Below are 20,993 nucleotides of genomic sequence, written 5' to 3' on the forward strand. Positions count from 1 at the left end.
GGCTTGTTTTTTCAAATACTTTGCGAACGGCATCTTCCCCTAACCGTTGCCGAGCCTGAACAACGGCACTTGGTGCAACGTAAGGTCGGTTGCTCGGTAAAACAATATCGAGATGAAAAACGAGTTGAGCCATGGAAAGAGAACGAAAAAGAGACATTCGTCAATGAGTTCAGCGGAAAGGAGGTCAGAAAGGGCTGTAAATTCTTTTGGCGAGAAAGCCAGAACAGTCTCGAAAGCTTGGCTAAGTAACATAAAAAATCTGTAATCCTCGGATGATTACGTATTTTTGCAGAACTGTAGGATCATTCAATCCATTATTTAGTTCTTAACTGATCAACATTAAGGCGTAAGCCTCCCTTTTTTATTCCCTTAAATTTGGCGAAATTTCAAAACACATTGTCCGTTATGCGTAAGTCAATCACGGCTCTTCACAATAAGATAACAACGTTATCTTGAATGGAGATGTATTGGTGACTCTACTACTTTGTCTTTTTGGTTTTATTTCTGGGATCACGACGGCACTTTTTGGTTTCGGTGGGGGCTTTATTACGGTTCCTCTACTCTATGCACTCATTACCTTGGTGTGGGGGTCAGAGAGCGAAGCAAGTGCAGTTGCGATGCAAATTGCCGTCGCAACTTCAACCTGCGTGATGATTTTCTCTGCCTCACTATCAAGTAGGGCGCATTATCGGAAAGGTCATTTAAATTGGAGCATTATTCGCCCGTTTATTATTCCTATCTCTTTAGGCGGTATTTTGGGGGCTTTTATTGCGCTCTCTGTTGATAGTGAATGGATCCGTTGGCTCTTTATTGGCTATCTTGTTATTACGATTTTAGATTGCCTGATAAGACCCGGGTTTATGAAAACACACACTGAGGGCATAACGCCTTCAGGCGGCGGTGTTTTTGCTGATATACCTATTGGTTTAGTCATAGGGGCGGTTGCTGCATTTCTCGGTGTGGGGGGGAGTGTGATGACGGTGCCACTAATGCGACGTCGTGGGGCGACGATGATCCAAGCTGCTGCGTTTGCGAACCCACTAACATTACCGATGGCGATAACAGGAACGTTGACCTACTTTTATTTTGCGTTAACGGAACATGTTCAATTAGGTGCTGGCTTTATTGGGATGGTTTATATCAAGGGGGCATTAATTCTGATTGTGACATCATGGCTAGGAATTCGTTTTGCCAGTTTATTGATGTCATACTTGAGCGATAAGCGCCATGCTCAAAGTTATCCACTGCTCCTTCTTATTGTGTTAAGTGTTATGCTATTAACCTAATGTATTGCTTTAATATCATTGTTTCAGGTGCGAAATACAAGGCAATATGTGTTTAATCAATACATAGTTGATCAAACGGTTGTTTCTTGACAGATTATGGTAGAATATATTTTGCTATTACGCGCTTTTGGCATTGAGGAATGATGACAATGAATGAGGCAGAGACTCGCCCAACAAATTTTATCCGTCAGATCATTGATGAAGATCTGGCGAGCGGGAAACACACTTCGGTGCATACACGTTTCCCACCTGAACCGAATGGCTATTTACACATTGGTCATGCAAAATCAATTTGCCTGAATTTTGGTATAGCGCAGGATTATCAGGGTCAGTGTAACTTACGTTTTGACGACACCAACCCAGTCAAAGAAGATGTTGAATATGTCAACTCGATTCAAGAAGACGTTCAGTGGCTAGGTTTCCAATGGAGCGGTAAGGTTCACTACTCTTCTGATTATTTCGATATTCTATATCAATACGCTATTGAGCTTATCAACAAAGGCTTAGCGTATGTGGATGAACTGAGCCCAGAGCAAATTCGTGAATATCGTGGCACTCTAAAAGAGCCGGGTAAAAATAGCCCTTATCGTGACCGTAGTATTGAAGAGAACTTAGCGCTATTTGAAAAAATGCGTGCGGGTGGCTTTGAAGAAGGTAAAGCTTGCTTACGTGCAAAAATCGATATGGCATCACCTTTTATCGTTATGCGTGATCCCGTTTTGTATCGTATTAAATTTGCAGAGCACCACCAGTCAGGTAATAAATGGTGTATTTACCCAATGTATGACTTCACGCATTGTATTTCCGATGCATTAGAAGGCATTACACATTCACTGTGTACATTGGAATTCCAAGACAACCGCCGTTTATATGATTGGGTGCTTGATAACATCACGATTGACTGTCATCCACGTCAATATGAGTTTTCACGCTTAAACCTTGAATATACGGTCATGTCTAAGCGTAAGTTGAACCAATTAGTGACAGATAAATTAGTTGATGGTTGGGATGACCCGCGTATGCCGACAATTTCGGGTTTGCGTCGCCGTGGTTACACCGCTGCATCTATTCGCGAATTCTGTCAGCGTATTGGCGTGACTAAGCAAGACAATAACGTGGAAATGGCGTCGCTGGAATCATGTATTCGTGATGATCTTAACGAAAACGCGCCGCGTGCGATGGCGGTGATCGATCCTGTACGCCTAGTCATTGAAAATATGCCAGAAGGCGAAGAGATCTTGACCGCACCTAACCATCCAAATAAACCTGAGATGGGAACTCGTGAAGTGCCGTTTAGCAACGAGTTGTATATTGATCGCGCAGATTTTCGCGAAGAGGCTAACCGTCAATACAAACGTTTAGTATTAGGTAAAGAAGTTCGCCTACGTAATGCTTATATTATTAAAGCAGAGCGCGTGGAAAAAGATGCAGAAGGGAACATCACAACGATTTACTGCACCTATGATCCACAAACCCTAAATAAAGACCCTGCCGATGGTCGTAAGGTGAAAGGCGTTATTCATTGGGTTAGCGCAGCGCACGCACTACCTGCTGAAATTCGTTTATATGACCGTTTATTCACCGTACCAAACCCAGCGGCGGAAGAAGATTTCTTATCGGTCATTAACCCAGAATCATTGGTTATTCGACACGGGTTTGTTGAGCCAAGCTTGCGTGAAGCTGCAACAGATAAGCCATATCAGTTTGAACGAGAAGGCTATTTCTGTGCAGATAACCGTTTAAGCAGCGCGGATAAACTGGTGTTTAACCGTACGGTAGGCTTGCGCGATACTTGGGCGAAGATAGAGAAACAATAATTGCCCCCTTGTGTGTGTCGAGTCTATAGGGTTTTCCTATGGCTCGATGCACACGTTAGGTATAATAAAAAAGCTTCAGGGCTATATTCAGCCACTGAAGCTTTTTTTATGGGAGAATAGCCGATATCACCAAGACTAAGGCTTTTGGGTATCCACTTTTTCTTTTAGTAATTGATGTAAATATTGATTCGCGGAAGTGACTTTCCCTTCGCTGTCTTTGACCTGATACTCTTCACCTGTGATAGAGGATTTGGACGCGACGTTATCAATAAATTGTTCAGTGGTGCTCAAGCGTTTGTGTGTTTTGCTTAACTTTAAGCGTAGATGAGACTCCGCATCGGTTGCACTGTGCTCAGAGCCATTACGGGTAAAGATTAAATTCTGCTGTTTACCTAGTTCGGTTAACAGTGCTTCTGTGCGCGTGCGTTCTTCAGGGCTTAGTGCCAGTGCTTGTGTGGCCACAAACAGACCTAATAATAAAACGAAAACAGTAGAAAAACGGCGGACTAGATAAGTCATGTTTGATTGCAAAATTTGCTCTCCTTAATTTGATATAAGGAAGATTATAGCGAGTCACTTTACAGCAGCTAGAGGAAATAATCTGAGAATAAGAGGTTATGGCATAAATCGGTAGCCAATCCCCGTTTCCGTTAATAAATGAATAGGGCGAGCGGGATCATTTTCCAGTTTTTGGCGTAAATGCCCCATATAAATACGTAAGTAATGATTATGTTCAACATAATTAGGCCCCCAAACTTGTAACAATAGGTGGCGTTGCGTTAGAACTTTGCCACTGTTTGCTACGAGTTCACTGAGCAAGCGAAACTCAATAGGGGTGAGATGTAACTCTTCATTTTGTTTGGTGACGAGACGATTGATAAAATCAATTGTGACATCACCAAATTGGAATATTGCGTTTTCTTGAGTGACTTTACCGAAGCGACGTAAAGCGGCTCTGACCCTTGCAAGTAATTCGCTAATACCAAAAGGTTTAGTCAGGTAATCATCTGCTCCGGCATCTAATGCCGCAACTTTCTGTGACTCCTCCTCGCGAGCGGAGAGAACGATGATCGGGATATTACTCCATTGGCGCAGATCACGGATCAGATCTAAGCCATCACCATCCGGTAAGCCAAGATCCAGTATTAACAGATCAGGTTGGCGAGTTCCCGCTTCAATTAACCCCCGATGGCGGTTTTCCGCCTCAAAAACTTTCCAGCCTTCCCCCTCCAAAGCTAATCGGACAAAGCGACGGATCTCTTTTTCATCTTCAATGATCAGTATTTGATGGGGATTCACAATAATTATCTAGCTCTTCAATATCTGGAAGTTGTTTAAAAGGTAGAACAAAGTGGAAGCTAGCTCCACCTTTTTTATTATTTTCGGCCCAAATGTTGCCATCATGCAATTGAATAATGGCTCGACAAATTGCTAACCCAAGGCCTACACCGGGAATAGCCGACTCTTTTTGGGCGCGAGAAAATTTATCGAAAATGATTTTTTCCTGCCCATCAGGGATAGCGTTGCTCGCATCCCAAACTTCAATATGTACTTGATTATCCTCTATTTGAGCACAAATTCCCATCGGGGTATCTTTATCACTGTATTTAGTCGCATTCTCCAGTAAGTTAATTAATACGCGCTCGATTAAATTGCCATCGCAATAGAGCAATAAGTTGGCAGGAATATCAATAGATAGAGGGTGGCTATGCAAGGTGTAATCAAGGGTTCTAACCGCACTGCCTGTGATCTCTTGCAGTGATTGCCACTCAAAATTAGGTTGAATACTGCCGGATTGCAGCCGTGCCATATCTAATAAATTGTTAACTAAACGTGAGGTGCTCAGTATCTGCTGGCGCATTTGATTCACTTGCTCAGTATAAGGAGAATTTTCAGCGCTCAGATTCAAGGTCAAAATTTCCGCCTGGCCAAACAACACCGTCAAGGGGGTTTTAAGATCATGAGATAATGCGGCTAATAACGAATTTCGTAACTGCTCACGCTCAATATCTAATTTTGCACTTTCCGCTTGCTTTGACAATTGCAAACGCGCTAAAGCGCTAGCAATCAGCCCTGTAAAAGTTTGCAACATGCGCTGCTGTTCAGGGATCAGCAACTGACGGAGATTGTTGGGTTCAATGGCGAGTACAGCCAGTGTTTGATCGGCGGTTGTAATGGGTTGTAATTGATAAGGTACACTTGGGAGGGTATCTGTCCCCGCACCAGCAGGTTGCCGCTTCTCGAAACTCCATTTAGCAATAGCCTGATCAATTTGCATAGGGCTATGACCTTCACATAACAAAGGGGAGAGCTGATTGTTTTCATCTGGTAACAATAAACAGGTTTTTGCTTGAAAGGCGTTATTGATAAAGTGATAGCCAGTTTTACCAATATCTTGCTCTGTGAGTGCTCGGCTTAATTCTTTTGTCATTTCATATAGATGACGAGTTCGTTGCTCACGGTAGCGCGCGATCCTCGCTTGATATCGCATACCCGCAGTTAGATTCCCGACCACGACACCAACAATTAGCATGACGGTAAAGGTGACCAAGTACTGCATATCCATAATGGCGAGTGAAAAATGGGGTTGTACAAAAAAGAGGTCAAAGCTAATTACATTGATTAGCGCAGCAAAGATGGATGGGCGACGCCCATAAAAAAGCGCGACTAATACAACACCCAGTAAATACAGCGTAACAAGGTTGGCTTTATCGAGGGCCAGCAAAAAAGTACGTGAAAACAGGGTAATCACCGTACAGATAGCGATAGCCACTAAAAACCCATTAACATCACTCCGCCATTTTTCAGAAAAAGGCTTACGTTCAGGCTCCTTGACCCAATCATTTCTCTCCTCGAGTGCAACAATAACTAAATCAAGATCTGGGCCTAATGCGCCTAAACGTTCAGCAAAGTTTGTATGAGTACCAAAGTCTAGCCAGCGGCGACGCTTCGTGCGCCGACCTACCAATATTTTGCCTAGATTGTGTTCGCGCGCATAGCGTAAAACCGCTTTTTCTTCGTAAGGATCGGATAACGTTGCTGTCTCGGCTCCCAAGTCCTGAGCCAAGCGGAGCGCTTTAAGGATAGCCCTACGGTGCCCTTCAGGAAGGCGATGTAACTTTGGTGTTTCGACATAAATGGCGTGCCAAACAGAGCCTAGTTTTGCCGCTAACCTTGCCGCCGCTCGCACCAGTTTTTCGTTGCCATTATGGTGACCAATACATAACAGTAAACCATCTCGAGTATGCCAAACAGGAACGTGCCCTTTACCATCGCGAAACTCTCGCATTTGGTCATCGACTCGGTCGGCAGTACGGCGTAAAGCCAACTCTCTAAGGGCTATCAAATTACCTTTACGGAAAAAATGTTCGATCGCACGCTCGGCTTGTGCGGGGATATAGACTTTACCTTCTTTTAGGCGCTGGCGGAGATCGTCTGGGGGAAGGTCGACTAAAACGATTTCATCGGCGGCATCGAATATGTGATCGGGAACCGTTTCACGTACGTGGATCCCTGTAATGCTACCCACAATATCATTCAAACTTTCAATATGTTGCACATTGATAGTCGTTAAAACATCAATACCCGCATCAAGAAGCTCTTCAACGTCTTGCCACCGTTTCGGATGGCGGCTACCTGCTGGGTTACTAAATGCCAACTCATCCATCAAAATGATAGCAGGGTGCCTTGCAATAGCAGCATCAATATCAAAAGCACTCATACGACGGCCTCGATGATTTAAGCGGCGCGGCGGTAACTGAGATAAACCATCAAGGAGCGCGGCGGTTTCTTCCCTTTCATGGGTTTCGACGACCCCCACTAAGACATCTAGGCCTTGCGCCCGCAGGCGCTGTGCCTCTTGTAGCATCGCATAAGTTTTTCCGACGCCTGCACAGGCGCCGAAAAATATTTTGAGTTTGCCACGACCACTTTCATTGGCTTTTGCCAGCAATTCATCTGGATTTGGACGTACAGGATCTTGATTGTCCATAACTAACCTCAGTAAGTAGGGAGATTGGCCTGCTGCTTAAACTCATCCAATGCCACGTTCAGTTGCAACACGTTCACAACGGGTTCCCCCATAAAGGCAAGGAGTGGCTTTTCTGTTTGTGCCTCTATCAATGATTCTACTGCTTTTAGTGGGATCTGTCTGTTCTTTGCGATACGCGGTGCTTGATAGAGTGCTGCCGCAACAGAAATTTGTGGATCTAAACCACTGGCAGAGGCGGTAAGTAGATCGACAGGGATAGCTTGTCCCGCATCTGGGTTTTGCATCCTCAACTGTTGACTACGCTGTGCGAAATCTTCGTTTAAAAGTGGGTTACTTATTGCAAGATTACTCCCACTTGAGGCTAACGCATTGTAAGGATAATCAGCCGTCGCTGAAGGTCGGCCGAAAAAATAGCGGTCAGATTGGTAATTTTGACCAATCAAAGTAGATCCAATAACACGCTCTTCTTGCTGGATGAGCGAACCTTGGGCTTGCCAAGGAAATAGAACATTCGCGAGTCCAGTAACCAATAGAGGATAAGCGACACCCGTTATAATCGCCAATAAAATTAATACCACAATGGATGAACGGATCGTGTTCATAATTGATTCCTTATAAACCAAAGAGGCTAATGACCATGTCAATAAGTTTGATGCCAACAAAAGGAACGATCAGACCGCCAAGGCCGTAAATACCAAGGTTGCGTTGTAATAACGATTGTGAACTCATAGGGCGATAATTGACCCCTTTTAATGCCAATGGGATCAGAAACACAATGATCAAGGCATTAAAGATCACCGCCGATAATAATGCGGAAGCTGGTGAATGGAGCTGCATGACGTTGAGGGCATTAAGTTGTGGCCAAGTTACCGCAAAGGCGGCTGGAATAATGGCAAAATATTTGGCAATGTCGTTTGCAATACTAAATGTGGTGAGCGATCCCCGAGTCATCAACATCTGTTTGCCTATGTGCACCACTTCAATCAGTTTGGTTGGGTTTGAATCTAAATCCACCATGTTACCCGCTTCTTTCGCGGCCTGTGTACCAGAGTTCATGGCAACGGCGACATCGGCTTGGGCAAGGGCAGGGGCATCATTGGTGCCGTCGCCTGTCATGGCAACCAAACGGCCTTCCGATTGATATTGTCGAATTAAGGCTAATTTGGCTTCTGGCGTCGCTTCTGCTAAGAAATCATCAACACCCGCTTCTGCAGCGATAGCGGCTGCCGTTAGGTGGTTATCCCCAGTGATCATTACCGTTTTGATCCCCATGCTACGCATTTGAGCAAAACGCTCTTTGATGCCACCTTTTACAATATCTTTTAAGGCGACGACACCAAGAACAGTTTGGTTATCTACGACGACCAATGGAGTTCCCCCTTGATGAGCAACTTGTTCGACTAACTTGTCTGCTTCGAGTGGGAATTTACCATGATTAGCTTCAACATAACGGCGAATGGCATCGGCTGAACCTTTGCGGATCATCCTGTCACCAACATTGACGCCGCTCATACGGGTCATTGCCGAAAAAGGAACAAAAGTGGCATTTAAGGCGTGAATATCTCTTTCACGTAAATTAAATTTTTGTTTCGCGAGTACTACAATGCTGCGACCTTCAGGTGTTTCATCGGCTAACGATGAGAGTTGAGCTGCGTCAGCTAATTGTTGTTCAGTGACACCTGATAACGGTAAAAAGGCAGAGGCTTGGCGATTACCTAATGTGATTGTGCCTGTTTTATCCAGTAATAGCACATCAACATCCCCAGCAGCTTCAACCGCACGCCCGCTGGTGGCGATGACATTCGCACCTAACATGCGGCTCATCCCTGCAACACCAATAGAGGAGAGTAATCCACCAATGGTGGTTGGGATCAAACAAATTAATAGCGCAATCAGCACTAAAATAGAAACTGCATTGCCAGCACCTGCATATTCTGCTGCAAAGAGAGTAAAGGGATACAGGGTTGCGCAGGCGAGCAAGAAAATAATGGTAAGCGCGGTCAATAGAATAGTCAGTGCGATTTCATTAGGTGTTTTGCGACGTTGCGCTCCCTCAACCATGGAGATCATTCGGTCAAGAAAAGTTTCACCGGGATTAACGGTACACTCAACGATCAGCCAGTCTGACAATACACGGGTGCCCCCCGTCACTGAGGAGAAATCCCCACCAGATTCACGGATCACGGGTGCTGATTCCCCCGTAATTGCACTTTCATCGACGGAGGCACCGCCTTCAAGCACTTCACCGTCACAAGGAATGGTTTCACCCGCACGGATCAAAACGATATCACCTTTGCGTAGCTGGTCTGAATTGACGGTTTCTTGCGGGGCATCCAAGCTAGGGTTAGCAAGACGTACCGCACTGCTGAGTTTCTTAACCCCTTTGAGACTAGCCGCTTGTGCTTTGCTGCGCCCTTCTGCGAGCGCTTCAGCAAAATTAGCAAATAAGACAGTAAACCATAACCATAAGGTTATCATGCCACTAAACCAAGCATCCCCAGTACTATAATGGGTGAGCATCGCTAGCCATAACAGCGTGGTAATAAGACTACCGATATAGACCACAAACATGACGGGGTTTCGCCATTGAGCTTGCGGTGTACATTTTTTTATCGCATCAATAATCGATTGACGAACGAGTTTACGGTCAAAAAGCTGAGTTTTTTTACTGTTCATTTTATTTCCCTCATTATGCTGCTAACCCAATTTGCAAATGTTCTGCTATCGGACCCAGCGCAAGTGCGGGCACGAAAGTTAGAGCACCGATGAGTAAAATGGTTAAAATTAATAAGCCAATAAAAACAGGCCAATACGTCGGTAAACTGGCGGTACTTGCCATTTGAGGTTTTTTCATTGCTAATGAACCCGCGATAGCAAGAACAGGGAAGATGACACCAAAGCGGCCTAAGAGCATGGTGATTGCCAGTGCAACATTGTAGAACGGTGTGTTTGCACTAAGCCCTGCAAAAGCACTTCCGTTGTTGTTGGCAGCAGAAGAGAAAGCGTATAGCACTTCACTAAAACCATGAGCACCAGGGTTAAAAATGGCAGCGCGGCTCACATCTGTCATTAAAGCGAGTGTAGTACCGCAAAGTACTAATGTCGGTGTAACTAAAATAGCAATAGCCACCATTTTCATTTCTCTCACTTCAATTTTTTTACCCAAATATTCGGGAGTACGGCCAATCATTAAACCGGCAATAAATACGGCAAGTAAAACAAAGAGCAACATGCCATACAGACCGGAGCCGACGCCACCAAATACCACTTCACCAATCTGCATTAGCCACATTGGCACCATACCGCCTAACGCAGTAAAAGAGTCATGCATGGCATTGACGGCACCGCATGACGCTGCGGTAGTCACAACGGCGTATAATGCTGAGCCAAGGATCCCAAATCGGCTCTCTTTTCCTTCCATATTGATTGGGCTATTTGCCGCAAAATCAGCTAAAAAAGGGTTGCCAACATACTCGGCATAAATCACCGTTGTAGCCGCGATGACAAAAATAATCGCCATGACCCATAACAGGGCATTTCCTTGTTTGTTATCCCCCACGGAGCGACCAAAGGCAAAACATAAGGCTGTTGGGATCAAAAAGATCGCTAACATCTGTACGAAGTTAGTCAACGCCGTTGGATTCTCAAAGGGATGAGAAGAGTTTGCGGCGAAAAATCCGCCTCCATTTGTGCCCAAGAGTTTTATCGCTTCTTGAGATGCCACAGGCCCCATTGGAATGAGTTGAGCTGAACTATCTAGATTATTGCTTAAGACATAAGGCGAGAAATTCTGGATCACACCTTGGCTAACAAAAAAGAGCGCAAAAATAACTGCTAACGGTAAGAGTAAATAGAGCGTAATACGCGTGAGATCCACCCAAGCATTACCCAGCGTCTTACTGCTGTGGCGTGCAAAAGCACGGATCAGAGCGAACACGACTGCGATGCCTGTTGCTGCGGATAAGAAGTTTTGTACGGTTAATCCAGCCATTTGGCTCAGGTAACTTAAGCTGCTTTCACCACTGTAAGATTGCCAGTTGGTATTGGTTACAAAACTAATTGCAGTATTAAAAGCGAGATCCCAATTCATCCCTTGAAATTTTTGTGGGTTAAGAGGGAGGTTGCCTTGAAATAGCAGCAGAATAAAAAGTAACGCAAAGCCCAATGCGTTAAACAGCAAAATGGCGAATGCGTAACGTGACCAATTCATCTCTGCCATTTCTCGACCTGGCTGTTTTAGCCCACTGAAACGCCAAATGATCGTCTCAGTTTTGGCGATAAAGTGTGGCATATCGCCTTCTATTAATCGGGCAATAAATAGTCCGAGTGGTTTCGCGAGTACAAATAGCACCAGTAAAAAACTGGCAATAAGTAGTAATGCACTTGTGGCCATCTTAGAAATCCTCCGCGTTAAGCAGGGCATAAATGAGATAAACCAGCAGTAAAACAACGAAAACTGCCCCAATAATGGAAAGTAATGACACAGTCGTTTCTCCTTATTATTTCCATAGGAGTAGGGTAAGGATTACGTTGTAAAGAAGCTGATAAAAAGTCAGTTAGGGGTGTAAAAAAAGTATAAAAATCGCGATAAAAAGCGGCAGTGCGACGCTTTGTTAATCGATGTTGTTAATTTATTGTGGTCTTTTTGTTGTTTTTATTCATTTTGCTGTTAATTATTGTAATAAACCTACATTTTTTCTCAAAATTGACGATTTTTTTATCTTTTAAGTGGTCAGATCAGTAGTAAAATTACCAATAGAAGAGTATTATTAAGGCAGTTAATTTATCTTTCATACTATCTGTACGATTTTGGTCACTCTTGAATGGGTACTATGTGTAAGTTAGGGGCAAACTAAAATCGGCAAATAATGTGGCTACTGACAGGAGGATATCGATGTCCGCATATCACGAATACTCCCGGAATCAGGTGCTTTTACGCCGCACAGCAGCGTTAACCGCTGGCATACTTGCATTTCCGGTTATGGTTTTTCATCCACAACGCGCAAAGTTTTATAGCTACCTTTATAAAGTGTGGGCTAAAACAAGTGATAAACCCGTTTGGCTTGAGCGCTCAGAAATGACCATGAATACTCATCGCTAATTGGCGATCCTGCTCCCCGCAACACTAGGTTGTGGGGGGAATATTAATTTCAAATGCTAGATTATTTAACCTGACCTATCTCCACCATTCCCTCTTTTTCTATGCCGATGAGGCGCTCATTAGCGCATCACTTTTCCTTTTTCATGGACCAAAGTATAATGCCGACTATGAAGCGATGGCGCGCCTTTAAATTTCAATTAAGACTCAATAGTCAGTAATGGCATGACATAGCGCACTTTGCAGGGCTTGTTGCTTTTTTCAACCACGCCTCCTTAGCGCTCCAAAATGAAAACCATGAGGCAGGAAAAACGATATCCTGTATACAAAAATGGCTTCATGGCTGATCCTCACGACCATTATGAATATAGTAGGGATCTTACCCTTTAGGGTGGGGAGGATGTCAAAAGCTAGACACTCTAGATAGCTTGTCACAAAACCAACCATTTTTGCTAGAACAGGCAAAACCGATGCAGTAAAAGGACAATATTATGCGTAACTTAGCGTTGGAAGAACTTATTAATAATGAGCTGAAAGTCAGCGAATTCCAAGACTATGCGCCGAACGGTTTACAAGTCGAAGGGCGTTCACATGTACAAAAGATTGTAACGGGAGTCACTGCCTGCCAAGCATTACTTGATAAAGCCGTTGAAATGAATGCGGATGCTGTCATTGTTCATCATGGTTACTTTTGGAAAAATGAACCCGTTGTGATCAAAGGGATGAAAAGAAAGCGTCTAAAAACGCTCCTCGAAAACGATATTAACTTATATGGCTATCATTTGCCTTTAGACGCACATCCTCACTTAGGAAATAATACCCAGTTGGCGCATATCATGGGGGTTAAAATTGATGGTCATATTGAGCCATTAATGCCATTTGGTTACTTTGATCAGCCGATTACGCCTGCTGAATTAACTGAACGACTGGAAACGCACCTTGGGCGTAAAGCACTCCATTGTGGTGATACGGGGAAACAAGAAATTCGCCAAATTGCATGGTGCACAGGGGGTGGACAAGGCTTTATTTTGCAAGCCGCGGAATTTGGTGTAGATGCTTTTGTAACAGGGGAAGTATCTGAGCAGACGATCCACATTGCAAGAGAAATGGGGATCCATTTTTACTCAGCGGGGCATCATGCGACTGAGCGTTATGGGATCAAAGCACTTACTCAGTGGCTGGTAGATAACCACGGGCTAGATGCGGTATTCATTGATATTGATAATCCTGCTTAAGCGTTATTTAAAATAAACATGTGCAGCCCAATCAATATTGGCGCTGCACATAGACAGTGAGTTGAATTTACTGTGTGCGATAGCGAAGGGATGATAGGCTGAGAATAATGCTGCCTATTACCAAAACCCCACCTAAATGTTGGCTCCAGCCTGCCACCATCAAACCTACCGCAAGCCCTATATAATAAAATAGCCCTAAAATGGCACCCGCAGTGCCTTTATTGTCGGAATAGCGGCTAAGTGCATGAGCTAGAATATTAGGGATTGCAATACCATAGCCAATGACGACCCCTATTACAGGCGCGATAAACCACACTGAATGCATTAGGATAAAAACTAGGCAACCACTTATTAGTGAAACAAAGCTTGATAGCTTAACTAATTTTTCTGGTGACCAATTTTTACCCAATAAATGGCGATTTAACGTCGAACCAATTCCTACACCTAACGCTAATAAGATCCCAGTTAGGCCAAATTGTTGTTGAGATAGCCCTAATTGTTCAAAATGAAAGGGCGCCAGTTGGTAATAACTGAATAAATTAATGTTGAAAAATGCTATCAATATCACATTTCTGACAATTTCTTTATCCCTAATCATGGTGAATAAAGTGGTTAAAAATGGGCTGTGTATCACATTTGCTGGTCGAGTTTCTGGAAGTCGATAACAAGACCACAACAATAACCCAATAGCTAAAACCGCTAAGCCAATAAAAACGGCTTGATAACCGCCACTACTGACTAATAATGAACCTGCTAACATACCCATTGCTGGGCTAATGGCTAGAGCGATCCCCATAATAGAGAATACTTTAGATAATTCATGGCCTTGATAACAATCACGCATGGCTGTTTGGGTGCCAATAGAGCCTACAGCTGCACCAAAAGCGGATAACATGCGCATAAGCAATAATAAATAAAAATGCGTTACAAATAAGGCTCCAATCGAGGCAACTCCATACAATAAAAGTCCTGCAAGTATTGTTGGACGGCGGCCTAGTGTGTCACACATTCTTCCCCAAAATACGACGCCGAATGCAAATGCAAAGAAATAGAGTGAAAGCGTCTGTGAAGCTTGTTCTGCATTAACATGGAAAGCGATAGCAATCCCCGTTAATGCTGGGCTGTATATGGTTTCAACGATTTGTGGAAACATCATTAAGGCAACAGCCAGCCATAATGAAAGAGGGCGTTTCATATTAATAATCCTATATCTGTCACTGATGGCGAGCAGTTTAGTTGTATTTTTACTGTCTTATTACAATAATAAAGACAATAAATATCAAAAATAGGACATGTTATGGCATGGCTTAATCAGCAAGATAAGTTTGAGACACATTGGTATCAAGCTCCGATATTAGGGATTGCAGCGGAGATGGGGCAACACGACTCAGGCTTTCATGCTCACGATATGGGGCAATTACTGTTTACGCAGCAAGGTTGTATCCGTATTTCATTGGAAAACCGCTTATCATTACTTCCTCCTGGCAGAGTGGCTTGGATCCCCGCACAGGTTGTTCATCGTGCGCAAATGCGGGCGTCTGTTGGCTATCGCTCCGTTTATCTAAGCCAACAGTTTGCTCAGCAAATTGGTAGTGAAGTCATGGTGTTAACGGTAACACCGCTATTGAGAGAGCTTCTTGAACGTATTGCTATTGCACCTTTTGATAGCCAGTGGCAAACAGGGCGGTTAGCCAATTTATTACCTGTGTTTATCGATGAATTGCAAAATGCGAGTAAAGAGCCGATGTTTATCGCTATACCGCAAGATCGCAGACTGAAACATGTCAATATGGAGCAGCTTCCTCCACCATTAGTCGCGCTGGCCCAAACCGTTGGAGCAAGTGAAAAAACGATTACACGTATTTTTTTGCGTGAAACAGGCATGAGTTATCAGGTTTGGCGCCAACAGTGGCGTTTTATAAAGGCTGTAGAGCTTCTTGCTCAAGGGAAGCCCTACCATTTTATCACTCAAGAATTAGGGCTAACGAGTGATAGCGCATTTATTAGTTTTTTTAAAAAAATGAGTGGTGTTACACCAAAAGAATACCAATCAACTAGCTAAATCATGCGATAGAAAAGCCCCGATTTTCGGGGCTTTGGTATGTAGGGAATCGAATCGTTTTAGTGAGAATATTATTTTTTTGATAGGTTAGAGTTAAACTCACGTTTCCCGTAGCCAGTATATAGCTGGCGAGGACGTGCGATTTTCAGACCATCATCATGCATTTCGTTCCAGTGTGCAATCCAGCCGATAGTCCGTGCAATAGCAAAGATCACGGTGAACATAGATGATGGAATACCCATTGCTTTCAGGATGATACCTGAATAGAAGTCAACGTTAGGATACAGTTTTTTCTCAATGAAGTATGGGTCGTTTAGTGCAATACGCTCCAGTTCCATCGCCACTTCGAGTAGGCTATCGTTCAGGCCAAGCTCATTTAGAACTTCATGGCAGGTTTCACGCATAACAGTCGCGCGTGGGTCATGGTTTTTATAAACACGGTGACCAAAGCCCATCAGACGGAAAGAGTCATTTTTATCTTTCGCACGCTCAATAAATGCTGGAATGTGTTCAACAGTTTGGATCTCTTCCAACATACGTAGACAAGCTTCGTTAGCACCACCATGAGCAGGTCCCCATAGCGAAGCGATACCCGCAGCAATACATGCAAATGGGTTTGCACCGGAAGAGCCAGCAGTACGTACGGTTGACGTTGAAGCGTTTTGTTCGTGGTCGGCGTGTAGGATTAAAATACGATCCATTGCGCGCTCAAGCACTGGGTTAACCACATACTCTTCACATGGTGTAGAGAACATCATGTACAAGAAATTACCTGCATAAGACAGGTCATTACGAGGGTAGACGAAAGGTTGACCGATGGAGTACTTGTAGCACATCGCCGCAACCGTTGGCATCTTAGACAGCAGACGATACGCAGTGATTTCACGGTGGCGAGGGTTGTTAACATCCAGCGCATCGTGATAGAAGGCTGCTAGCGCACCTGTCACACCACACAATACTGCCATAGGGTGTGAGTCGCGGCGGAAGCCTGTAAGCATACGGGTAATTTGCTCATGGATCATGGTATGGCGAGTTACCGTATTCTTAAAGGTATTGTATTGTTCTTGCGTTGGCGCTTCGCCGTATAACAGGATGTAGCAAACCTCTAAGTAAGAGGCTTCGGTTGCCAATTGGTCAATTGGAAAACCGCGGTGCAGCAGAATGCCTTTATCACCATCAATGTAAGTGATTTTTGATTCACATGAAGCAGTAGAGGTAAATCCAGGGTCGTAGGTGAAATACCCTTTTGAACCTAAAGTTCGGACATCGATAACGTCTTGACCGAGAGTTGGGGTTAGAATGTCTAGTTCAATTGTACTTGCACTCTCAGTCGTTAGCTTAGCTTTGTTATCAGCCATTTACGGTCTCCTTAGCGCTTGATAATCAACACCCAACAACCAGAACTCAGCGTTATACTGCGTCTTTACACATTGTTCTACCGGTGTGTTGTGGAAATCAGCTAGCTATCACATTAAATCCTGAAATCTGACTACCGATGACAATGTCTTTTAGGTTGTTTACGAGTGTGTAGATGTTATGTTCTTTTTGTTGTTTTCCCTACAATATCATTATTTTTAGTAAGGGAAACTAGTTTCATAACTTTTCAGTTTTCTTTCACGCCGATTGAGATATTGGCGACGTTCAGATAATTCTACCAGCCATATATGTAAGATAAATGTTGAATCATTGTCAAATAAGATAAGCACATTTATATAAAATGTTTAAATCGTGATCCCTCTCACTGTTCGGGCTAAATGTCACCAAACATTTTGTGTGGGAATTGTAATAGCAATGTGAAGACTTTATACTGGCAGCAGGTCTCCGGATTACCCTGATGTAGGAGTTCCAGCGTAATCAGTATGCAACTCTACTTGAACATGATGGACTAACGTTTAGTTTAAGTTGCATTTTGTACCCCTGTCGCTGTCCATTTCCGCCCCAGGTCCGGAGGAAGGAAAATAATAAAGAGCTGTGTGGGCAAAATTGTGAAAAAACAAAGACCTGTCAATCTTGATCTGCAGACGATCCACTTCCCGATCACTGCAATCTCTTCGATCTTGCACCGTGTCTCTGGCGTCATTACTTTCATCGCAGTTGGTATTCTGCTTTGGTTGTTAGGGACATCTCTCTCCTCTCCAGAAGGCTTTCAATACGTATCCGAAATAATGACCGGCTTTTTTGCTAAGTTCATTCTTTGGGGAATTCTAACAGCATTGGCTTACCACATTTGTGGTGGTATTCGTCATATGCTGATGGACTTCGGCTGGGTTGATGAAACACTAGCCGCAGGTAACTCATCTGCAAAAATCACGTTTGTTATTACTGTCGTTCTGGCAATTCTGGCGGGGATATTAGTATGGTAAGTAATGCTTCAGCTTTAGGCCGCACTGGTATTCAGGACTGGCTGTTAATCCGTGGTTCAGCGATCGTTATCGTACTCTATGTACTGTATCTTGTTGGCTTTATTGCCATCAACGATATCACTTATGAAACATGGCGTGGTTTCTTCGCATCTTCTGTGACGAAAGTATTTACTATCCTCACATTGTTCTCGATTTTAGTGCATGCCTGGATTGGTTTATGGCAGGTGCTCACTGACTATGTTAAGCCATTGGCACTACGTTTAGTGTTGCAGCTTGTTATTGTTGTTGCGCTGCTGGCTTACTTAATTTACGGAACAATTGTGGTGTGGGGTGCATAAATGAATCTGCCAATAAGAGAATTTGACGCTATCGTTATCGGTGCAGGTGGCGCAGGTATGCGCGCTGCATTGCAAATTTCGCAACTTGGCTTATCTTGCGCCTTGTTGTCAAAAGTTTTTCCAACCCGTTCTCATACGGTATCAGCGCAAGGTGGTATCACTGTTGCACTAGGTAACACTCACCCAGATAACTGGGAGTGGCACATGTATGACACCGTAAAAGGGTCTGACTATATCGGTGACCAAGATGCCATCGAATACATGTGTAAAACGGGTCCAGAAGCGATTCTTGAATTAGAACATATGGGCTTACCATTCTCTCGTTTGGACGACGGTCGTATTTATCAGCGTCCATTCGGTGGTCAGTCTAAAAACTTCGGTGGTGAGCAAGCGGCTCGTACCGCTGCTGCTGCTGACCGTACTGGTCATGCTCTGTTGCATACGTTGTATCAACAAAACCTGAAAAACCACACCACTATTTTTTCTGAGTGGTATGCCCTTGATTTAGTTAAAAACCAAGATGGCGATATCGTTGGTTGTACGGCAATTTGTATGGAAACTGGCGAGCTAGTTTACTTCAAAGCTAAAGCAACGATCCTTGCAACAGGTGGTGCAGGCCGCATCTATCAATCCACAACAAACGCTCACATCAATACGGGTGACGGTGTTGGTATGGCTGCCCGTGCGGGTGTGCCACTACAAGATATGGAAATGTGGCAATTCCACCCAACAGGTATCGCAGGTGCAGGGGTTCTGGTAACAGAAGGCTGCCGTGGTGAAGGTGGATACCTATTGAATAAAGACGGCGAGCGTTTCATGGAGCGTTATGCGCCTAACGCGAAAGACCTTGCTGGTCGTGACGTTGTTGCTCGTTCAATTATGATTGAAATCCGTGAAGGTCGTGGCTGTGATGGCCCTTGGGGACCTCACGCGAAATTGAAATTGGACCACTTGGGTAAAGAAGTTCTGGAATCACGCCTACCGGGTATTCTTGAGTTATCTCGTACCTTTGCTCACGTTGACCCAATCAAAGAGCCAATCCCAGTTATCCCAACGTGTCACTATATGATGGGCGGTATCCCAACTAAGGTTACAGGTCAAGCGATTCGTTATAACGAAAAAGGCGAGGATGAAGTCATTCCAGGTCTGTTCGCTGTGGGTGAAATTGCGTGTGTATCTGTACACGGTGCTAACCGCCTTGGTGGTAACTCATTGCTCGACTTAGTGGTATTTGGTCGTTCTGCGGGTCTACACCTGAAAGAGTCACTGATGGAGCAAGGTTCAATGCGTGAAGCATCTGAATCTGACATTGATGCTGCAATGGCTCGCTTTAACCGCTGGGAAAATGCACGTACGGGTGAAGATCCTGTTGAAATCCGTAAAGCGCTGCAAACCTGCATGCAACATAACTTCTCGGTATTCCGTGAAGGTGATGCAATGGCGAAAGGTTTAGAAGAGCTGAAAGTCATCCGCGAGCGTTTGAAAAATGCACGTCTTGATGACACATCGACCGAGTTCAACACTCAACGTATTGAATGTTTAGAGCTGGATAACTTGATGGAAACAGCTTATGCAACAGCACAAGCTGCAAACTTCCGTACTGAAAGTCGCGGAGCGCATAGCCGTTTCGACTATCCAGATCGTGATGACGTTAATTGGCTGTGTCACTCATTGTATTTACCGCAATCTGAAACGATGACGCGTCGTGAAGTGAACATGCAACCTAAGTTGCGTGAACCCTTCCCGCCGAAAGTACGTACTTATTAATGCGTGGTGTTAATCCAGTTGCGGAGAAATGAACTATGAAACTTGAATTTTCGATTTATCGCTATAATCCGGACGTAGATAACGCGCCACGTATGCAAGATTACACGCTCGAAGTGCCTGAAGGGCGTGACATGATGTTGCTGGATGCGTTGATCCAACTGAAAGAGAAAGATCCAACATTGTCATTCCGTCGTTCTTGCCGTGAAGGTGTATGTGGCTCTGACGGCGTTAACATGAATGGTAAAAATGGTCTGGCTTGTATCACACCGCTGTCTGCGTTGACTCGTAGCGGAAAGAAAATTGTGATCCGTCCATTACCAGGTCTGCCTGTTATTCGTGACCTGATTATCGACATGAGCCAGTTCTATACTCAATACGAAAAAATTCGTCCGTATCTTATTAATGATAATAAGAACCCACCGGCGCGTGAGAATTTACAGTCACCGGCACAGCGTGAAAAACTCGATGGATTATATGAGTGTATTTTATGTGCATGTTGCTCAACTTCTTGCCCATCGTTCTGGTGGAACCCGGACAAATTTATTGGTCCAGCAGGTCTTTTAGCTGCATACAGGTTCCTAATTGATAGTAGAGATACTGAAACAGATGCTCGATTAGATGATCTGAACGACGCTTTTAGTGTTTTCCGCTGTCATAGCATCATGAATTGTGTCAATGTATGTCCTAAAGGACTAAATCCAACGAAAGCTATCGGGCATATTAAATCTATGTTACTAAAACATAGTGCATAAAACCGATTTAACCTGCGGTACGAAAGTACCGTAGGTTATTAAATAGTAAAAAGTAAAAGCAAAAAAGTGAAAGTAATAAGCCAAACTGCAAATGATGAAGACGCGAGCAAACTCGAGGAACCTTTAAAAACTGCAGTCAGTTTTTAAAGGTTCCTTAAAAGGGGAGCCCGGAGTGATAAAGGGAAACCCAAAGTGAGAACATGCATAAAGCACGTCCAGAAGAACCTTTATCGAGGCCGCTTAAACGCGGCAATTAGTTAACCACGGCGAAAACTAAAGCTGTA

At 44.0% G+C, this 20,993-nt stretch carries 18 protein-coding genes and 1 pseudogene; 9 read left to right on the forward strand and 10 right to left on the reverse strand.

Features of this window, described 5'->3' with window-relative positions:
- Positions 1 to 36: 36 nt before the first annotated feature.
- Positions 37 to 252, reverse strand: a pseudogene (locus PSF11_RS00450) (transposase domain-containing protein); the annotation flags it as partial.
- A 218-nt stretch (positions 253 to 470) separates the two neighbouring features.
- Here PSF11_RS00450 and PSF11_RS00455 point away from each other — a divergent pair.
- A complete protein-coding gene (locus PSF11_RS00455) occupies positions 471 to 1,286 on the forward strand; it encodes a sulfite exporter TauE/SafE family protein (protein ID WP_072502915.1) in 816 nt (271 codons plus the stop codon).
- A gap of 149 nt (positions 1,287 to 1,435) precedes the next feature.
- Positions 1,436 to 3,103: a glutamine--tRNA ligase gene (gene glnS, locus PSF11_RS00460; protein ID WP_014657755.1), complete on the forward strand. Its 1,668-nt coding sequence runs from the start codon at positions 1,436 to 1,438 to the stop codon at positions 3,101 to 3,103.
- A 135-nt stretch (positions 3,104 to 3,238) separates the two neighbouring features.
- On the opposite strand, the gene PSF11_RS00465 is transcribed toward glnS, so the two are convergent.
- From PSF11_RS00465 to kdpF, 7 genes are all read right to left on the reverse strand, one after another.
- Positions 3,239 to 3,634 (reverse strand): DUF5329 family protein, encoded by a 396-nt coding sequence (locus tag PSF11_RS00465; RefSeq protein WP_225829592.1) that lies wholly within the window; start codon positions 3,632 to 3,634, stop codon positions 3,239 to 3,241.
- A gap of 84 nt (positions 3,635 to 3,718) precedes the next feature.
- Positions 3,719 to 4,402, reverse strand: a complete 684-nt coding sequence (gene kdpE, locus PSF11_RS00470; protein WP_272682722.1) for a two-component system response regulator KdpE — start codon at positions 4,400 to 4,402, stop codon at positions 3,719 to 3,721.
- The gene (gene kdpD / locus PSF11_RS00475; RefSeq protein ID WP_036943513.1) at positions 4,374 to 7,094 is read right to left on the reverse strand and encodes a two-component system sensor histidine kinase KdpD; all 2,721 of its coding nucleotides are present in this window, start codon (positions 7,092 to 7,094) and stop codon (positions 4,374 to 4,376) included. Before kdpD ends, kdpE begins: the two co-directional genes overlap by 29 nt.
- 8 nt (positions 7,095 to 7,102) lie before the next feature.
- Entirely contained in the window at positions 7,103 to 7,696 is a 594-nt protein-coding gene (gene kdpC / locus PSF11_RS00480) for a potassium-transporting ATPase subunit KdpC (RefSeq protein WP_272682723.1), read from the reverse strand.
- Between the two features lie 10 nt (positions 7,697 to 7,706).
- Positions 7,707 to 9,770 carry a potassium-transporting ATPase subunit KdpB gene (gene kdpB / locus PSF11_RS00485; protein WP_004917733.1) on the reverse strand — a complete coding sequence of 688 codons (2,064 nt, stop codon included), beginning with the start codon at positions 9,768 to 9,770 and terminating at the stop codon, positions 7,707 to 7,709.
- A 13-nt stretch (positions 9,771 to 9,783) separates the two neighbouring features.
- A complete protein-coding gene (kdpA, locus tag PSF11_RS00490; RefSeq protein WP_072502918.1) occupies positions 9,784 to 11,487 on the reverse strand; it encodes a potassium-transporting ATPase subunit KdpA in 1,704 nt (567 codons plus the stop codon).
- A 1-nt stretch (position 11,488) separates the two neighbouring features.
- Positions 11,489 to 11,578, reverse strand: coding sequence for a K(+)-transporting ATPase subunit F (kdpF, locus tag PSF11_RS21210; protein WP_071243399.1), 90 nt, complete (start codon positions 11,576 to 11,578; stop codon positions 11,489 to 11,491).
- 410 nt (positions 11,579 to 11,988) lie between these two features.
- On the opposite strand from kdpF, the gene PSF11_RS00495 reads away from it, so the two are divergent.
- Both PSF11_RS00495 and PSF11_RS00500 read left to right on the forward strand, forming a co-directional pair.
- On the forward strand, positions 11,989 to 12,195 hold the full coding sequence (locus PSF11_RS00495) for a YbfA family protein (protein ID WP_014657758.1): 207 nt from the start codon (positions 11,989 to 11,991) through the stop codon (positions 12,193 to 12,195).
- A 488-nt stretch (positions 12,196 to 12,683) separates the two neighbouring features.
- Positions 12,684 to 13,427, forward strand: coding sequence for a type 2 GTP cyclohydrolase I (locus PSF11_RS00500; RefSeq protein ID WP_004917742.1), 744 nt, complete (start codon positions 12,684 to 12,686; stop codon positions 13,425 to 13,427).
- A gap of 67 nt (positions 13,428 to 13,494) precedes the next feature.
- Here the strand turns inward: PSF11_RS00500 and PSF11_RS00505 are convergent, their stop codons facing one another.
- Positions 13,495 to 14,622 (reverse strand): multidrug effflux MFS transporter, encoded by a 1,128-nt coding sequence (locus PSF11_RS00505; protein ID WP_014657759.1) that lies wholly within the window; start codon positions 14,620 to 14,622, stop codon positions 13,495 to 13,497.
- 102 nt (positions 14,623 to 14,724) lie between these two features.
- Between PSF11_RS00505 and PSF11_RS00510 the strand changes: the two genes are divergently transcribed.
- Complete coding sequence (locus tag PSF11_RS00510; protein WP_004917746.1) at positions 14,725 to 15,489, forward strand: AraC family transcriptional regulator; 765 nt, start codon at positions 14,725 to 14,727, stop codon at positions 15,487 to 15,489.
- A 71-nt stretch (positions 15,490 to 15,560) separates the two neighbouring features.
- Here the strand turns inward: PSF11_RS00510 and PSF11_RS00515 are convergent, their stop codons facing one another.
- Complete coding sequence (locus PSF11_RS00515; RefSeq protein ID WP_004917748.1) at positions 15,561 to 16,847, reverse strand: citrate synthase; 1,287 nt, start codon at positions 16,845 to 16,847, stop codon at positions 15,561 to 15,563.
- A gap of 615 nt (positions 16,848 to 17,462) precedes the next feature.
- Between PSF11_RS00515 and sdhC the strand changes: the two genes are divergently transcribed.
- Genes sdhC through PSF11_RS00535 form a run of 4 tightly spaced genes read left to right on the forward strand, consistent with a single transcriptional unit; the run spans position 17,463 to position 20,709 of the window.
- Positions 17,463 to 17,852: a succinate dehydrogenase cytochrome b556 subunit gene (gene sdhC, locus PSF11_RS00520; RefSeq protein ID WP_004917750.1), complete on the forward strand. Its 390-nt coding sequence runs from the start codon at positions 17,463 to 17,465 to the stop codon at positions 17,850 to 17,852.
- Entirely contained in the window at positions 17,846 to 18,190 is a 345-nt protein-coding gene (gene sdhD, locus PSF11_RS00525) for a succinate dehydrogenase membrane anchor subunit (protein ID WP_004917752.1), read from the forward strand. The genes sdhC and sdhD overlap by 7 nt, the downstream gene beginning before the upstream one ends.
- Positions 18,191 to 19,957 (forward strand): succinate dehydrogenase flavoprotein subunit, encoded by a 1,767-nt coding sequence (gene sdhA / locus PSF11_RS00530; RefSeq protein ID WP_004917753.1) that lies wholly within the window; start codon positions 18,191 to 18,193, stop codon positions 19,955 to 19,957. It abuts the gene before it with no gap.
- 35 nt (positions 19,958 to 19,992) lie between these two features.
- The gene (locus PSF11_RS00535) at positions 19,993 to 20,709 is read left to right on the forward strand and encodes a succinate dehydrogenase iron-sulfur subunit (RefSeq protein WP_004917754.1); all 717 of its coding nucleotides are present in this window, start codon (positions 19,993 to 19,995) and stop codon (positions 20,707 to 20,709) included.
- The last annotated feature ends 284 nt before the right edge of the window (positions 20,710 to 20,993 follow it).

The organism is Providencia sp. PROV119 (assembly GCF_028482435.1).
GTDB lineage: Bacteria > Pseudomonadota > Gammaproteobacteria > Enterobacterales > Enterobacteriaceae > Providencia > Providencia stuartii.

Excerpts from the sequence above, each read along its gene's own strand:
- glnS (WP_014657755.1), top strand. The coding sequence starts at position 1,436 with ATGAATGAGGCAGAGACTCGCCCAACAAATTTTATCCGTCAGATCATT.
- kdpD (WP_036943513.1), bottom strand. The coding sequence starts at position 7,094 with ATGGACAATCAAGATCCTGTACGTCCAAATCCAGATGAATTGCTGGCA.
- kdpC (WP_272682723.1), bottom strand. The coding sequence starts at position 7,696 with ATGAACACGATCCGTTCATCCATTGTGGTATTAATTTTATTGGCGATT.
- kdpB (WP_004917733.1), bottom strand. The coding sequence starts at position 9,770 with ATGAACAGTAAAAAAACTCAGCTTTTTGACCGTAAACTCGTTCGTCAA.
- kdpA (WP_072502918.1), bottom strand. The coding sequence starts at position 11,487 with ATGGCCACAAGTGCATTACTACTTATTGCCAGTTTTTTACTGGTGCTA.
- PSF11_RS00495 (WP_014657758.1), top strand. The coding sequence starts at position 11,989 with ATGTCCGCATATCACGAATACTCCCGGAATCAGGTGCTTTTACGCCGC.
- PSF11_RS00500 (WP_004917742.1), top strand. The coding sequence starts at position 12,684 with ATGCGTAACTTAGCGTTGGAAGAACTTATTAATAATGAGCTGAAAGTC.
- PSF11_RS00505 (WP_014657759.1), bottom strand. The coding sequence starts at position 14,622 with ATGAAACGCCCTCTTTCATTATGGCTGGCTGTTGCCTTAATGATGTTT.
- PSF11_RS00510 (WP_004917746.1), top strand. The coding sequence starts at position 14,725 with ATGGCATGGCTTAATCAGCAAGATAAGTTTGAGACACATTGGTATCAA.
- PSF11_RS00515 (WP_004917748.1), bottom strand. The coding sequence starts at position 16,847 with ATGGCTGATAACAAAGCTAAGCTAACGACTGAGAGTGCAAGTACAATT.
- sdhD (WP_004917752.1), top strand. The coding sequence starts at position 17,846 with ATGGTAAGTAATGCTTCAGCTTTAGGCCGCACTGGTATTCAGGACTGG.
- sdhA (WP_004917753.1), top strand. The coding sequence starts at position 18,191 with ATGAATCTGCCAATAAGAGAATTTGACGCTATCGTTATCGGTGCAGGT.
- PSF11_RS00535 (WP_004917754.1), top strand. The coding sequence starts at position 19,993 with ATGAAACTTGAATTTTCGATTTATCGCTATAATCCGGACGTAGATAAC.